Below are 13,814 nucleotides of genomic sequence, written 5' to 3' on the forward strand. Positions count from 1 at the left end.
CCTTCAGGTGCATTAAGACAGGGACGGCAGGCGTCAGCGACTTCGGCGGTGGCGGTGAGTCAGGAAGCACCTCGCACCTTCAGGTGCATTAAGACTCGTAGAAATCCACACTATTCCCCTTCCAGGTTGCGTCAGGAAGCACCTCGCACCTTCCGACAAGCCGGCGCGGGCGCCTGGTGAAGGTCCCCGCGCTGGTGGGACACGTCCCGGAGGGACGGGAGATGTACGCACTCGGGCGGTGGATCAGGCCAGACGGTTCCCGGGGTAGACGCACGTCGCGGTTCATGACGAACCGTCACCGGAAGACGCCCCCTGGGCGGCCTGCACGACGGCGGCCTCCCAGGGGTGCGGTGTCAAAATCGATGACAAACGCGCGTCGTCACCTCCTGGCGCGATTCGGCGCCCGCATGATTCCAACGTTTCGTGCGCCGCCGTCGACGTCGCCGGACCCGTTTGTCATAGATTCTGACACCTACGGTCGCCGCCCAGCGCAATACACGGCGACGAACCACCCGCCGCACCCCAAACCGAAAGACTCCCGCGATTCGGCCCCAGCGGAACGACGTCGCCCGATCACCCCGCGACACTCGCGGGTCGGGCCGATACGGGTCGCTACGATTTCAAGGGTGACCGACGCGCGCAGCACCGCCCCGACCACCCCCTTCGACGACGGCGCCACCTCCGACGCCGCCCCCGACCGCGAAGAGCTGACCTGGGAGCTGTTCGGCCGCGCCGAGCGCGAGCTGTCCGCGCAGATCGTCGCCTCGGGCTGGGTGCCGGACCTGATCATCGCCATCGCCCGGGGCGGCCTGATCCCCGCCGGCGCCATCGGCTACGCGATCGGCATCAAGGCGATGGGTGCGGTCAACGTCGAGTTCTACACGGGGGTAGGCGAGACCCTGCCCGAACCGGTGGTACTGCCCCCGCTCATGGACGCCTCCGACCTGCCTGGCAAGAAGGTGCTCGTGGTCGACGACGTGGCCGACTCCGGCAAGACTCTCAAGATGGTGATGGAGCTGCTGCAACACCAAGGTCTTGACCTGGGCGGCGAGACCATATCCGTCGATGCCCGCAGCGCCGTCATCTACCGCAAGCCTCACAGCGTCTTCGAGCCCGACTACTGCTGGCGGGTGACCGACAAGTGGATCAACTTCCCCTGGTCAGCGCTGCCCGTTATTACCCCCGCCTCACTGGATCGGGAGAACGCCGATCTGCTCTATGCCCGCGTCGGCGACTGACAGGCCTGCGCCGGGCCGGGTACTGCGCGTACTCGCCGCGGCGTACTGCGGCGTTGTGCTAGTAGCGGTCCTGTGGCCGTCGGGGGCGGACGTGTCCGCCTTCAAGGACGGAGTCGGACCGTGGTTCCTCACTCCCGCAGGCAAGGACGTCGCCTTGAACCTGGTGATGCTAGCGCCGCTGACGCTCACGGCCGCCCTGGGGTGGCCGCGGGTGCCGTGGTGGGCGTGGGCACTGGCGGGCTGCGCCGTCGGCCTGGGCGCGGAGCTGACCCAGTGGGCACTGCCGGTGCTCGGCCGTCGACCCGCACTCGCCAACGTCATCGAGAACGGCGTGGGCGCCTGGGCGGGCGCCGCGCTGGCCCTGGCGCTACGGGCATACACGACGCGTGGGAGTCGACGGCGCGAACAGGGCAGCTGAGGGCGCTTCACTTTGGCACGGGGAGCGTCTCCCGGTGTTGGCCGCTGAGTGTGGCTGACGGTTTTCGACCTTGGGGTACAAAGCACGACCCTGGGGAGGTCGTGCTTTGTACCCCAAGGTCGTGATTCGACATCAGGGCCGCGTCCTGAACCCCAGCCGGGGTACATCAGCGGCGCCCGGGTGCCGGTCACCGCGACGGAGGCGCTCCCGGGGGCGCCGGGTCGCTCGCCCGGGAGAGGAATGATGCTCCCAATGATTGTCAAAATCGATGACAAACACCGGCTCCGCTCCCAGCTGCACGACTCACAACGTTGAGACTCCAACGATCCACAAAGCAGCCTGAGGGTCGGCAGGCGCGTTTGTCATAGATCTGGACACCGTGGGCGTCATCCCCCGGGAGCCTGGCCACTACGCCGCCCCGGCCCATGACACTCCGGTCTAACGCACCACGTTCACGCCGATAACCCGACAAGCCAACGCGCCCGACCTGCAGACGACGAGGGCCCGGGCTGACTGTCAGCCCGGGCCCTCCCTGGTGCGCGGGGGGGGACTCGAACCCCCATGATCGCAAGATCACACGGACCTGAACCGTGCGCGTCTACCAATTCCGCCACTCGCGCGATGAAGTGCCTTGATGCTATCGGCTCGGGGGCGTCCGCGTCCAATCCTGACCGCCACGGATTGCCGTGAGACGGCTCACCCATCCCCTACCCGCCGCACCGCCGACGTCACCATCCGATCGCAACACGGTTGTCGCATCGACCTTCCCGTCGCAAGGGCCTCACCCGTTACCATTGGCCCAGGTCACCTCTGGATTCCTGCCCAGATGCGCACGTCCCTCGGGCAGTCCCAGTATCGTGGCCGGATCAGGCCGCGTGCCGGGCGCCCGCCCGTCTCGCGGACGGCAGCGGCGCCGCCGCGGCCGCTCCAATGCACACGGGGAGGTAGTCCATGGGTCTCCTGGACAAGTTCGAGAAAGGCGTCGGAAACGTCGCCAATCGGGCCATGTCCCGGTTCTCAAATGACGTCGAGCCCATAGAAATCGCCTCGAAGCTGCGGGAGACGATGGACAAGCGCGCCGCCTCCTTCGCGCGCGACCGCTCCGTGGTACCCAACGTGTTCCGCATCCACCTGGCCCCCAGCGACGTCGAGCGCCTGAACACCTGGGGCATGGACGAGATGGTCCGGCAGATGGAGGAGGTCGCCACCACCCACGCCGGCGAGCAGGGCTACTCCTTCGTCGGCCCGGTAGACGTCTCCTTCATCCCCGATGAGTCCCTGACACCCCCCACCATCGAGATCGACTCCTCCACGCGCCGCGGCGCCGCCGCCCCCGCAGCCGCAGCGACCGCCTCCCCCACCCACCCCATCCTGGACATCGACGGGCAGCGCTATCTGCTCACCGGCCCGGTCACCGTGATCGGCCGCGGCAGCGAGGCCGACATCATCGTTGACGACTCCGGCGTCTCCCGGCGCCACCTGGAGATCCGCCTCACCCAGGGGCACGCGATCGCCACGGACCTGGGCTCCACTAACGGCACCTTCGTGGAGGGCCACCGGGTCGACGCCGCCACCCTCCTGGACGGCAACACGCTCACCATCGGACGCACCCGGATCATGTTCTGGGACGGCACACAGGGCACAGGGACCAACGGGTGAGCCAACTCGCATTCACCATCGCCCGACTGGGATTCCTGGTCCTGCTGTGGGTATTCGTCTTCTTCGTCGTACGCGCACTGCGCCGCGACGTCACCGACGTATCCGCCGCTCCGGCCCGCCGTCGCAGCGCGCGCGACGCCGCCACCCCCACCGGTCGCAACCGCGGTCCCACCCGCCTGGTAATCACCGAGGGCCCGCTGGCGGGCTCCATGGTGCCGCTGACACCCACCTCCATCACCATCGGCCGGGACCAGAACTGCACGCTCGTGCTCAACGACTCCTACGCCTCCTCCCGCCATGCCCGCGTCTTCCCGAAGGACGGCGCCTGGTGGCTGGAGGACCTGTCCTCAACCAACGGCACGACGCTGGCCGGACGCCCCGTGTACGGTGCCGTTGAACTACCCGTCGGAGTGCCGGTACGAATCGGCCAGACCACCTTGGAGCTGCGCCCATGACCATCTCCCTGCGCTACGCCGCCAGGAGTGACGTCGGGCTGGTGCGCGCCTCGAACCAGGACTCCGGCTACGCCGGCCCGCACCTGATGCTGCTGTGCGACGGCATGGGCGGACCCGCCGGCGGGGACATCGCCTCCGCCGTCGCCGTCGAGCACCTGGTGCCGCTGGACGCCGACTCCCACCAGGCCGGCGACCTGCTCGACCTGCTGCGCGGTGCCGTCCAGGAGGCCCACGCCGACCTGGTCTCCCTGTCCAGCGACAACCCCGACCTGGCCGGCCTGGGCACCACCTGCATCGCGGTGATGCGCTCCGGCAACAAGCTCGCCATGGTTCACGTCGGCGACTCGCGCGCCTACCTGCTGCGCGACGGCGAGCTCACCCAGGTCACCACCGACCACACCTTCGTCGAGTACCTGGTGGAGACCGGCAGGCTGACGCGCGACCAGGCGCGCCGGCATCCGCAGCGCTCCGTGCTGCTGCGCGTGCTCGGTGACGCCGAGGGCGAGGTCCAGCTGGACGAGTCCATCCGCGAGGCGGTGCCCGGCGACCGCTGGCTGCTGTGCTCCGACGGACTCAGCGGCCCGGTCACCGCCGAGACGATCGGAGAAGTGCTCGCCAACGTGGATGACCCCGGCCAGGTCGGCGATCAGCTGATCGACCTCGCCCTGCGCGCCGGCGGCCCCGACAACATCACCGTGGTGGTGTTCGACGTCGTCGACGACGACCCCCAGCCGCAGACCGACACCCAGATTGTCGGCTCCGCCGCCAACCGACGCGCCCGCCTGCAGCAGGCCGCCGCCGGCAGGCACTCGCAATCCCCTCCCGAACCGGTCGAGTCCGTGGAGGCGACCACCCCGGCCGCGAAGGCCGCCGCCCTGGTGGCCGGCCTGGACCCCGCTCCGGCCCCCACCGACACCACCGAGGAGGAGGCGGTTGCCGCCCAGGCCCGCACCGAGCTGGTCAGGCGCCGCAAGCGCCGCCTGCGCTCCGCCCTCGCCTCCCTGGTCCTGATCCTGACCCTCCTCGGCGCCGGGGTTCTGGGCTATCAGTGGACCCAGTCCCAGTACTACGTGACCACTCTGGACGGCCAGATCGCCATCTACCAGGGCATTCCCCAGACCGTCGGCCCGATCTCGCTCAGTCACGTGGTGCAGACCTACACCGAGCCCGACGTCGAGGACCTCAACGAGCAGATCCTGGCCAAGCTGGAGCGGACCGTGCAGCAGCCCTCGCTGGCCGCGGCCCGCCGGTACGTGCGCACCACCGTGATGGACAACCTGGTGGACGGCTCCGAGGCCACCCCCGCCCCGGAGCCGACCCCGACGCCGACCGCCCCGACCCCGCAGCCGACACCCTCCCGGAGCTCGACGCCGACGTCGTCCTCATCCCCCGCCCGGGCCCTGGGACCCACGGCGGCGGGCCAGCAGGGGTCAACTGCATGAGTGCCCCCGCCGTCCGTCCCGCAACGGTCCCGAGTTCGGCATCGTCCCGCCACACGGGCCGCTGGGCCGAGGCCGGTCTGCTGAGCATCGCCCTGGTCATCGGCCTGGCGGCCTTCGTGCTGACGGCCATCAACCGCACCGGCTCCTCCCCCGCCCAGTCCCTCCGGCTGGCCGCCGCCCTCGCGGCGGTGTGCCTGGTCGTGCACCTGTGGGTACGGCGCACCGCGCCCTGGGCCGATCCGGTGCTGCTGCCGACGGCGGTCGCCCTCAACGGGATCGGACTGGCCATGATCCACCGGCTGGACCTGTCCTACGAGCGAATGGGACAGACCCACGACTACGGCCCCAAGCAGGCGGTGTGGACGGCGCTGGGAGTGGTCCTGTTCTGCCTGGTGCTGCTGATGCGGGACTACCGGCTGCTGCGCCGCTGGGACCGCTGGGCCATGTGGGGCGGCCTGGGCTTCCTGGTGCTGCCCTTCGTGCCCGGTCTGGGCACGGAGGTCAACGGCGCCCGCATCTGGATCCACCTGGGCCCGATGTCCTTCCAGCCGGCAGAGCTGACCAAGGTGCTGCTGGCGGTCTTCTTCGCCTCCTACCTGGTTTCCAACCGGGACAACCTGGCCCTGGCGGGCCGGCGGGTGCTGGGGATGAACCTGCCGCGCGCCCGACACCTGATGCCCCTGCTGGTGGTGTGGGGAGTGAGCATCGTGGTGCTCGTGCTTCAGCGCGACCTGGGCTCCTCGGTGCTCCTGTTCGGCCTGTTCGTCGTCACCCTGTACGTGGCCACGGACCGGCCCAGCTGGCTGCTGATCGGCGGCGCCCTGTTCCTGCCGGCCGCCTGGTTCGCCGCCACCAACCTGGCCCACGTGCAGCAGCGCATCACCGCCTGGCTGCACGCGATGGACCCGTCCGTCTACGAGATGCCGGGGGGGTCCTGGCAACTGGTGACCGGCCTGTTCGGCATGGCGTACGGCGGACTGATGGGCACCGGCTGGGGCGAGGGCTATCCGAACCTGACCACCTTCGCCAACTCCGACTTCATCGTCGCCTCCCTCGGGGAGGAGCTTGGGCTCACCGGCACGCTCGCCATCCTCATGCTCTACCTGATCCTGGTGCAGCGGGGGCTGCGCACCGCCCTGGCGCTGCGGGACGGCTTCGGCAAGCTGCTGGCGACGGCGCTGTCATTCACCATCGCCCTGCAGGTGTTCGTCGTGGTCGGCGGGGTCACCCGGCTGATTCCACTGACGGGCCTGACCACCCCGTTCCTCGCCTACGGGGGCTCCTCCCTGATCGCGAACTGGATCATTCTGGCGCTGCTGCTGCGCCTGTCCGACGCCGCCCGCCGCCCCACCGCGGCCGCTCCGCGCATCATCGACACCGCCGAACTGCCCAGCTCGCTGCGCAAGCGGGTGCGCGACGCCGACGACGCCGCAGGCGCCGGCGCGAAGGCCGACCCGCCCACCTTCACGCCCGCTCCGCCCGCACCCGAGGAGGACGGCGCATGAACCGGCAGATCCGGCAGGTCACCGTCCTGGTGCTGGTGATGATGCTCGCGCTGGCGGCGTCACTGACCAGCGTGCAGGGTCTGAGCCGCCCGGCCCTGTGGGAGTCCTCCTCCGCGCAGGGCACGCTGACCACCGACACGCGCAACTCCCGCATGGTCTACGCCCAGTTCGGCACCGACCGCGGCCAGATCCTGGCGGGGGACATCGTCGTCGCCGACTCCGAGGCGTCCGACGACGCCTACGCCTACCAGCGCACCTACCCGGCCGGAGAGCTGTACGCCCCCGTCACCGGGTACTTCTCCACCCACTTCTCCTCCATGACCGGCCTGGAGCTGGCCGCGAACTCCGTGCTCAACGGCGAGGACCCCTCCCTGTTCTCCAGCCGCATCAAGTCCCTGATCACCGGTGAGACCCAGCAGGGCGGCGCCGTCAAGCTGACCATCGACCCGCAGGTGCAGCAGGCCGCCTGGGACGCGCTGGGCGGCCGGCGGGGCAGCGTCGTCGCCCTGGACCCGTCCACCGGCGCGATCCTGGCCCTGGTCTCCTCCCCCTCCTACGACCCCAACCTGCTCGCCTCCCACGACGCCGGCACCGCCCAGTCCGCCTGGGACACCCTGGCCGGCGACGCCGCCAAGCCACTCAGCAACCGGGCCATCGCCGGGGACCTGTACCCGCCGGGCTCCACCTTCAAGATCCTGACCATGTCGGCGGCCCTGCGCACCGGCACCGCCGACGCCTCCACCGAGGTGTCGGCCCCGGACACGCTCACCCTGCCGGGCACCAACCACGCCCTGTCCAACTACGCCGGCGAGTCCTGCGGCAACGGCACGGTGACACTCGCCTACGCCTTCGCCGAGTCCTGCAACACGCCCTTCGCCCAGCTGGCCATGGACGTGGGCGACGACGAGCTCGCCACCGAGGCCGCCAACTGGGGCTTCGGGGAGAGCCTGGAGATCCCGCTGCCGGTGACGCAGTCCACCTACCCGGCCAATGACTCCAAGGCGCAGACCGCCATGGCCGGAATCGGACAGGCGTCGGTGCGGGTCACGCCGCTGATGATGGCCTCCGTCGCCGCCACCATCGCCAACGACGGCGAGCAGATGACCCCCTACCTGATCGCCCAGACGCTCGACTCCGACCTGTCCGTCGTGTCCACCACCTCCCCCTCCGTCGCGCGCACGCCGATCGACTCCGGGGTGGCCCAGAGCCTGTCGGAGATGATGCAGCAGGTCGTCAAAGACGGCACCGGCACCACCGCGCAGGTAGCCGGGGTGACCGTGGCCGGCAAGACCGGCACCGCCGAGACCGGCTCGGCCGAAGGCGGGCCCGTCACCTGGTTCGTCGGCTTCGCCGGCACGGACATCTCCCAGCCCACGATCGCGCTCGCGGTTGTGCTCGACGGCGGTGAGCAGACCGCCACCACCGGCACCGGCGGCTCGGTGGCCGGCCCCATCGCCGCCTCCGTCATTGACGCGGCGGTGGATCAATGAAGCCCGAGCCCGGTCTGGAGCTGCAGGGCCGCTATCAGCTCGTCGAGCGCATCGCCCTGGGCGGCATGGGTGAGGTGTGGCGTGCCACCGACCTGCGCTCCGGCCGGGCGGTGGCCGCGAAGATCCTGCGCCCCGAGCTGGCCGGGGACGAGATCTTCCTGTCCCGGCTGCGCGCCGAGGCCGCCAACTCGCGGGGACTGCGGCACCCGAACCTCGCCGTCGTGCTGGACTCGGGCGAGCGGCGCGGCTCCGGCTGGATCGTGATGGAGCTGGTGCAGGGGCGCGCCCTGTCCGACATCCTCGACGAGCGCGGCACCATGGCGCCCGAGGAGATCCTGCCGATCCTGGCGCAGGTCGCCCGCGCCCTGCAGGTGGTGCACGACTCCGGCGTCGTGCACCGCGACATCAAGCCCTCCAACATCCTGATCAACCGGGAGGGGCTGGCCAAGCTCACCGACTTCGGCATTTCCATGGGCGTCAATCAGCGCCCCATGACAGCCACCGGCATGGTGATGGGCACGGCCCAGTACCTGGCCCCCGAGCAGGCCATGGGCAACATGGCCACCCCGTCCGGGGACCTGTACGCCCTGGGGGTGATCGCCTACGAGGCGCTGGCCGGGCACCGCCCCTTCACCGGATCCACCCAGGTCGACATCGCCTTCGCCCACGTCAACCAGCCGGTTCCGCCACTGCCCGACCACCTGCCGCCCGAGGTGCGCGAGGTGGTCATGGAGCTGCTGTCCAAGAAGCCTGCCGATCGGCCCCGCTCGGCGCGTGAGCTCGCCCGCCGCCTGGACCGGATCGTGGTCAACCTGCCCGCCGAGTCGTGGGATCCCCGCGAGACTCCCACCTGGGCGTCCACCGGCCGCACCACCCCCGTAGCGGCTCCCGGCGGAGGGACGCAGGAGACCACCACCGACGCCGAGCGGACGCCCGCGAGCGCGGCCGCCGTCGGCCCCCGGGAGCAGCCCACTGCAACCCCGTCCACCCGGACCGTCCCGGCCGTGGACCGCACCAGGGCCGCCGTCGCCGCGGCCCCCGCCACCGCGCGGGCGTCCACCCGGCACGCCTCCGGCAAGGAGCGCTTCGGGCTGCCCGCCGGCACCATCCGCATCCTGGTCATCATCCTGATCCTGCTGGTTTTGCTGGTGACGACGGGTACCCTTGCTTCAGCGCACCCGGGCGCATCGCGTAGTCATGCGCTTGTGTCCACCACCTCTTCGAAGGAGGCACTGTGACGATTGAGTCCCCTCAGCAGATGCTTGCCGGACGTTACGAGCTGCGAGAGCTCATCGGTCGCGGCGGCATGGCCGAGGTGCACCTCGGTTACGACACGCGTCTGAGCCGGATCGTCGCCATTAAGCTGCTGCGCTCGGACATCGCCGGTGACCCCACCTTCCAGGCGCGCTTCCGCCGTGAGGCGCAGTCCGCGGCCGCCCTCAACCATCCGGCGATCGTGGCGGTCTACGACTCCGGCGAGGAGGAGCTGACGCAGCTGGACGGAACCACGCGCACGGTTCCGTTCATCGTCATGGAGTACGTCGAGGGGCACACCGTGCGCGAGCTGCTCGGTGAGGGCGAGGCCGTGCCGATTCCGGAGGCGGTTGAGATCACCACGGGCGTGCTCGACGCCCTGGAGTACTCCCACCGCGCCGGTATCGTGCACCGCGACATCAAGCCCGGCAATATCATGCTCACGCAGGCCGGCGCCGTGAAGGTCATGGACTTCGGCATCGCCCGCGCCGTGGAGGACTCCGCCGCCACCGTCACCCAGACGCACGCCGTCGTCGGCACCGCCCAGTACCTGTCCCCGGAGCAGGCGCGCGGCGAGGTGGTCGACGCCCGCAGCGACCTGTACTCCACCGGCTGCCTGCTGTATGAGCTGCTGACCGGCCAGCCCCCCTTCACCGGCGACTCGGCGGTGGCGATCGCCTACCAGCACGTCCGGGAGATCCCGAAGACGCCGTCGTCCATCGCGGCGGACATCCCCGACGCCCTGGACCGGGTGGTCCTCAAGGCGCTGGCGAAGAAGCGGGACGACCGCTACCAGGACGCCGCCCACATGCGCGCCGACCTGCTGGCGGCGGCCCGCGGGATGGATGTGGCCGCGCCGGCCACCGACACCTGGGCGGCCACCACGGTCCTGGCCCCCGAGGCCTCCGCCGTCGCGGCCCCCTCCCCGGAGGAGGAGCCGTCGACGCCCTCGGAGGAGGACGAGCAGCCGCGTCGCCGCTGGTGGGTGTGGGTGCTGGTGCTCGGGGCCCTCATCGCCCTGGGCACGCTGCTGGGCCTGTGGGCCTCCGGGAACCTGAGCAACGGTCCCGAGCCGACACCGTCGCCGACCGTGACGGCCGTGGCCGTGCCGACCGTGTCCGGCATGAGTGAGTCCGACGCGCAGGCAGCCATTGAGGGCCTGGGCCTGGTCTACCAGAAGGGCGACGACGTCAACTCCGACACGGTCGACGCCGGCCTGGCCGTCTCCACCGACCCCGGCGAGGGCACCTCGGTGGTGCTGGGATCGACCGTGACCGTGCACTTCTCCTCCGGATCGGCCATGGTGGACGTGCCCGACGTGTCCGGCAAGTCTCAGGCGGACGCCCGCACCGCCATCACCGACGCCGGATTGACGGTCGGGGACGTGACCACCGAGGACTCCGCAGATGTCGCCTCCGGCCAGGTGATCCGCACCGACCCGGTGGCCGGCACCCCGGTGGAGCGCGGCTCGACGGTGTCCCTGGTGGTCTCCTCCGGGAAGACCACGGTGCCGAACGTGGAGGGCTTGTCGCAGGACGAGGCGCAGTCCGCCATCGAGGCGGCGGGCCTGACCTACAACAGCTCCACGGTGGAGGAGACCACCGACGACGAGAGCCTGAACGACCAGCGCATCGTCACCGCGGTGAGCCCGAGTGCGGGCTCCTCGGTGGACGCCGGCCAGTCGGTGACGCTAACCATCACTCACTACACCTACCGGGCGCCCGCCACGGCCACGCCGGAGCCGCAGGCGACCTCCACACACGGCTCGGAGCAGAACAGCGGCGCTGACAATCAGGACGGCCAGGGGCACTGATTCGGCGTCCGTCATCCTTCATCTCCCCACCACCGTGCCGAGATCGGTAGAAGTCACGTACCCAGATCGGTAGATGTGGCTGCGCGCCGGTGACTGGCCGCCCCTGCTGCCCGCGTGTACGGCAGAGCCATCCCGGTCGACCCGACCGCCTCTATACGGTCGCCTCGCCGGACAGGTTCCAGACCTCGTTGGCCCAGGGGAAGACGACCTCGAACAGGAGCAGCACCACGGCCGCCGCGAGGATCAGCGCCTCGATAAGGCGCAGCCACACCGGCCCGGGCAGGTGCCGCCAGATCCATCCGTACATCAGTTGACCCCCTCGTCGTTCAGCACGGAGGCGGGGCGTCCCTCTGCGCGCTCCATCCAGTAGGTGAACTTCGCGTGGACGATCCACCGGTGGTCATTGCCCCACTCGCCCACGGTCAGGGAGTGGCAGGTGGTCATGGTCAGCATGCGCTCGGTGGGGGCGACGCCGGGCTGGCCGGGCACCGGGGCGATGACGTCGACGTCGGTCGGCTCCACGATCTCGTGGCTCGTAACCGTGTACACGTACCAGGTGTCCTTGGTGGCGACGATGATCTCGTCACCCTCCTCCAGCAGGTCGATGCGCCGGAAGGAGTTGCCGTTGGTGCGACGGTGGCCGGCGATGGCGAAGTTGCCGACGGCGCCGAGCTGCTGCGTGTCGGGATAGTGTCCGGCGGCGGCCTGGTCGAGGACGTCGGAGCCGATGCCCTCCAGAATCGGCATGTTGTTGTTGGTGACGCCGTACCACTTGGGAACCACCAGCATCCCGATGACCTCCCCGTAGCCGACGGCGGCTACCTCCGGCGGGTCGTCGTAGTGCCTGGTGCCCTCGACATTGGGCGAGTCCACCTGCGTGGAGGCGAAGTCGGTGGCTATGGCGTCGGCCTTCGCGGTCGCGTCCAGGCCCGTCCACCACAGCTGCCAGACCAGGAAGAGGGCCACCACCAGCCCGGCGGTGATCAGCAGTTCGCCGAGTCCGAACAGGATGGCGTCGAGCACCCGCCTGCGGCCCCGGGGCCGCGCCGTGTGGCGCCGTGCCGTCTTCGCCGTCATGCGCTCCCCTTCTGCTACTTCCAGCGCAGCAGGCCCAGGAAGCCGACCAGCATGATGGCGAAGCCGACGTAGAGGTTGCCGTTGACCAGCCAGTCGCTGGCGTGGTTCTCAACGAAGTACGGCAGCGGGTAGGTGCCCTTGAACAGATAGGTGACCACCACCCACAGCAGGCCGACCACCAGCAGTGTCACCATCACCGGGGCGTACCAGCGCGGCGAGCCCTTCTCCTTGACCTTGCGGGGAACGCGGGAGACACGGTTGGCGGCGGCCCGGGACTCCTCCATGCGGGCCCGCTCGGCGGCGGCGCGCTTGGCCGGGTTTCCGGAGCGCTCCGGCCTTGTCTTCTTCTCGCCCTTGGTCTGCGCCACGCGCGTCTCCTCACTGACCATGCGGGCGACATCGACGGCCCGCAACCCGAAACCTGCTGCCCTCTAGCCTAAGGGATGACCGGGACGCGCCCGGCAATCCCCCGGGTTCCGGTTGAGTGACCCGCCCCTCGAACCGAGGCCGCCGTCAGACCTGCACCTGGTCGGGGTGGGAGCCGGTGCGCAGGCCCCGGTCGAGGGCGTCCACGGCTGCCATTTGCTCCGCCGTCAGCTCGAAGCCGAAGACGTCCGCATTGGCACGCATGCGCTCGACATGCGTGGTCTTGGGGATGACCACCAGACCGTGCTGCAGGTGCCAACGGATGATGACCTGTGCGGGCCTCACCCCCAGCTCCTCGGCGAGCCGGGCCAGTTCGGGGTCCTCCAGCAGGCGGCCGCGGCCGAGCGGGGACCAGGACTCGGTGACGACGCCGAGCCCTTCGTGTACGGTCCGCAGCTCCCGCTGGGTCAGGTAGGGGTGCAACTCGACCTGGTTGACGGCGGGCGTCACCCCGGTGGCGTCGATGATGGTGCGCAGGTGCTCGTCCTGGTAGTTGGATACTCCGATGGCGCGCACGCGCCCGGACTGGAGGATCTCGATCATGGTGCGCCAGGTGTCCACCAGATCGATGCCCGGGGAGTTCGCCAGCGGCCAATGCACCAGGAACAGGTCGAGGACGTCCAACTGCAGATCCGCCATGGTGGCGTCGAAGCTGCGCAGGGCGTCCTCCCGGCGATGGTTGGGGTTGTTGAGCTTGGAGGTGATCCACAACTGGTCGCGCGGAATGCCGCAGGCCGCGAGCGCCCGCCCGACTCCGGCCTCGTTGCCGTACATCTGCGCGGTGTCGATGTGCCGGTAGCCGACCTGCAGGGCCTGGTCGACAATCCGTTCGGCGTCGGCATCACCGACCTTGTAGGTGCCGAATCCGAGCTGCGGGATCGCCACGGGCTCGGTGCCCGCGGTGCCCTGGCGCAGGGGTAGGACGGGTACGGGAATGGCGGTGCTGCTCATGGCACCAGCCTAACGACGAGACTGTGTGCCGCACCATACCCGGGGGACGGTGGTCGCTCGGCCGCACCCCGCCGAATGCGCGTCGG

Annotated in this window: 13 protein-coding genes and 1 tRNA gene; 9 read left to right on the plus strand and 5 right to left on the minus strand. The window is 70.1% G+C overall.

The window, feature by feature from the left end; translation table 11 throughout:
• The first annotated feature begins 626 nt into the window (after positions 1 to 626).
• Both BLR49_RS03520 and BLR49_RS03525 read left to right on the plus strand, forming a co-directional pair.
• Positions 627 to 1,238 carry a phosphoribosyltransferase gene (locus tag BLR49_RS03520; RefSeq protein ID WP_092533556.1) on the plus strand — a complete coding sequence of 204 codons (612 nt, stop codon included), beginning with the start codon at positions 627 to 629 and terminating at the stop codon, positions 1,236 to 1,238.
• The gene (locus BLR49_RS03525; RefSeq protein WP_245690397.1) at positions 1,219 to 1,656 is read left to right on the plus strand and encodes a VanZ family protein; all 438 of its coding nucleotides are present in this window, start codon (positions 1,219 to 1,221) and stop codon (positions 1,654 to 1,656) included. Before BLR49_RS03520 ends, BLR49_RS03525 begins: the two co-directional genes overlap by 20 nt.
• 533 nt (positions 1,657 to 2,189) lie before the next feature.
• Here BLR49_RS03525 and BLR49_RS03530 read toward each other — a convergent pair.
• Positions 2,190 to 2,276, minus strand: a tRNA-Leu gene (locus BLR49_RS03530).
• Positions 2,277 to 2,607: 331 nt separating this feature from the next.
• On the opposite strand from BLR49_RS03530, the gene BLR49_RS03535 reads away from it, so the two are divergent.
• The 7 genes from BLR49_RS03535 to pknB are packed head-to-tail and all read left to right on the plus strand — an operon-like array spanning position 2,608 to position 11,274.
• Positions 2,608 to 3,315, plus strand: a complete 708-nt coding sequence (locus BLR49_RS03535) for an FHA domain-containing protein (protein ID WP_092533559.1) — start codon at positions 2,608 to 2,610, stop codon at positions 3,313 to 3,315.
• Complete coding sequence (locus tag BLR49_RS03540) at positions 3,312 to 3,770, plus strand: FHA domain-containing protein FhaB/FipA (protein ID WP_092533561.1); 459 nt, start codon at positions 3,312 to 3,314, stop codon at positions 3,768 to 3,770. The genes BLR49_RS03535 and BLR49_RS03540 overlap by 4 nt, the downstream gene beginning before the upstream one ends.
• Positions 3,767 to 5,212 (plus strand): PP2C family protein-serine/threonine phosphatase, encoded by a 1,446-nt coding sequence (locus BLR49_RS03545; protein ID WP_092533564.1) that lies wholly within the window; start codon positions 3,767 to 3,769, stop codon positions 5,210 to 5,212. Before BLR49_RS03540 ends, BLR49_RS03545 begins: the two co-directional genes overlap by 4 nt.
• Positions 5,209 to 6,717, plus strand: a complete 1,509-nt coding sequence (locus BLR49_RS03550; protein WP_092533567.1) for an FtsW/RodA/SpoVE family cell cycle protein — start codon at positions 5,209 to 5,211, stop codon at positions 6,715 to 6,717. Before BLR49_RS03545 ends, BLR49_RS03550 begins: the two co-directional genes overlap by 4 nt.
• A complete protein-coding gene (locus BLR49_RS03555; protein ID WP_092533571.1) occupies positions 6,714 to 8,207 on the plus strand; it encodes a peptidoglycan D,D-transpeptidase FtsI family protein in 1,494 nt (497 codons plus the stop codon). The genes BLR49_RS03550 and BLR49_RS03555 overlap by 4 nt, the downstream gene beginning before the upstream one ends.
• Positions 8,204 to 9,445 carry a serine/threonine-protein kinase gene (locus BLR49_RS03560; RefSeq protein WP_092533574.1) on the plus strand — a complete coding sequence of 414 codons (1,242 nt, stop codon included), beginning with the start codon at positions 8,204 to 8,206 and terminating at the stop codon, positions 9,443 to 9,445. The genes BLR49_RS03555 and BLR49_RS03560 overlap by 4 nt, the downstream gene beginning before the upstream one ends.
• 20 nt (positions 9,446 to 9,465) lie before the next feature.
• Positions 9,466 to 11,274 carry a Stk1 family PASTA domain-containing Ser/Thr kinase gene (gene pknB, locus BLR49_RS03565; RefSeq protein WP_218121301.1) on the plus strand — a complete coding sequence of 603 codons (1,809 nt, stop codon included), beginning with the start codon at positions 9,466 to 9,468 and terminating at the stop codon, positions 11,272 to 11,274.
• Between the two features lie 151 nt (positions 11,275 to 11,425).
• Here the strand turns inward: pknB and BLR49_RS13225 are convergent, their stop codons facing one another.
• The 4 genes from BLR49_RS13225 to BLR49_RS03580 form a co-directional block, all read right to left on the minus strand.
• Positions 11,426 to 11,581: a hypothetical protein gene (locus BLR49_RS13225; protein WP_176765765.1), complete on the minus strand. Its 156-nt coding sequence runs from the start codon at positions 11,579 to 11,581 to the stop codon at positions 11,426 to 11,428.
• Positions 11,581 to 12,351: a class E sortase gene (locus BLR49_RS03570; RefSeq protein ID WP_092533580.1), complete on the minus strand. Its 771-nt coding sequence runs from the start codon at positions 12,349 to 12,351 to the stop codon at positions 11,581 to 11,583. Before BLR49_RS03570 ends, BLR49_RS13225 begins: the two co-directional genes overlap by 1 nt.
• A 14-nt stretch (positions 12,352 to 12,365) precedes the next feature.
• Positions 12,366 to 12,719, minus strand: a complete 354-nt coding sequence (locus BLR49_RS03575) for a cell division protein CrgA (RefSeq protein ID WP_092533932.1) — start codon at positions 12,717 to 12,719, stop codon at positions 12,366 to 12,368.
• A gap of 145 nt (positions 12,720 to 12,864) precedes the next feature.
• Positions 12,865 to 13,728, minus strand: coding sequence for an aldo/keto reductase (locus BLR49_RS03580; protein WP_092533582.1), 864 nt, complete (start codon positions 13,726 to 13,728; stop codon positions 12,865 to 12,867).
• Between the last annotated feature and the right edge of the window lie 86 nt (positions 13,729 to 13,814).

The sequence above is a fragment of the Actinomyces ruminicola genome, from assembly GCF_900103885.1.
Classification (GTDB): Bacteria; Actinomycetota; Actinomycetes; order Actinomycetales; family Actinomycetaceae; genus Actinomyces; species Actinomyces ruminicola.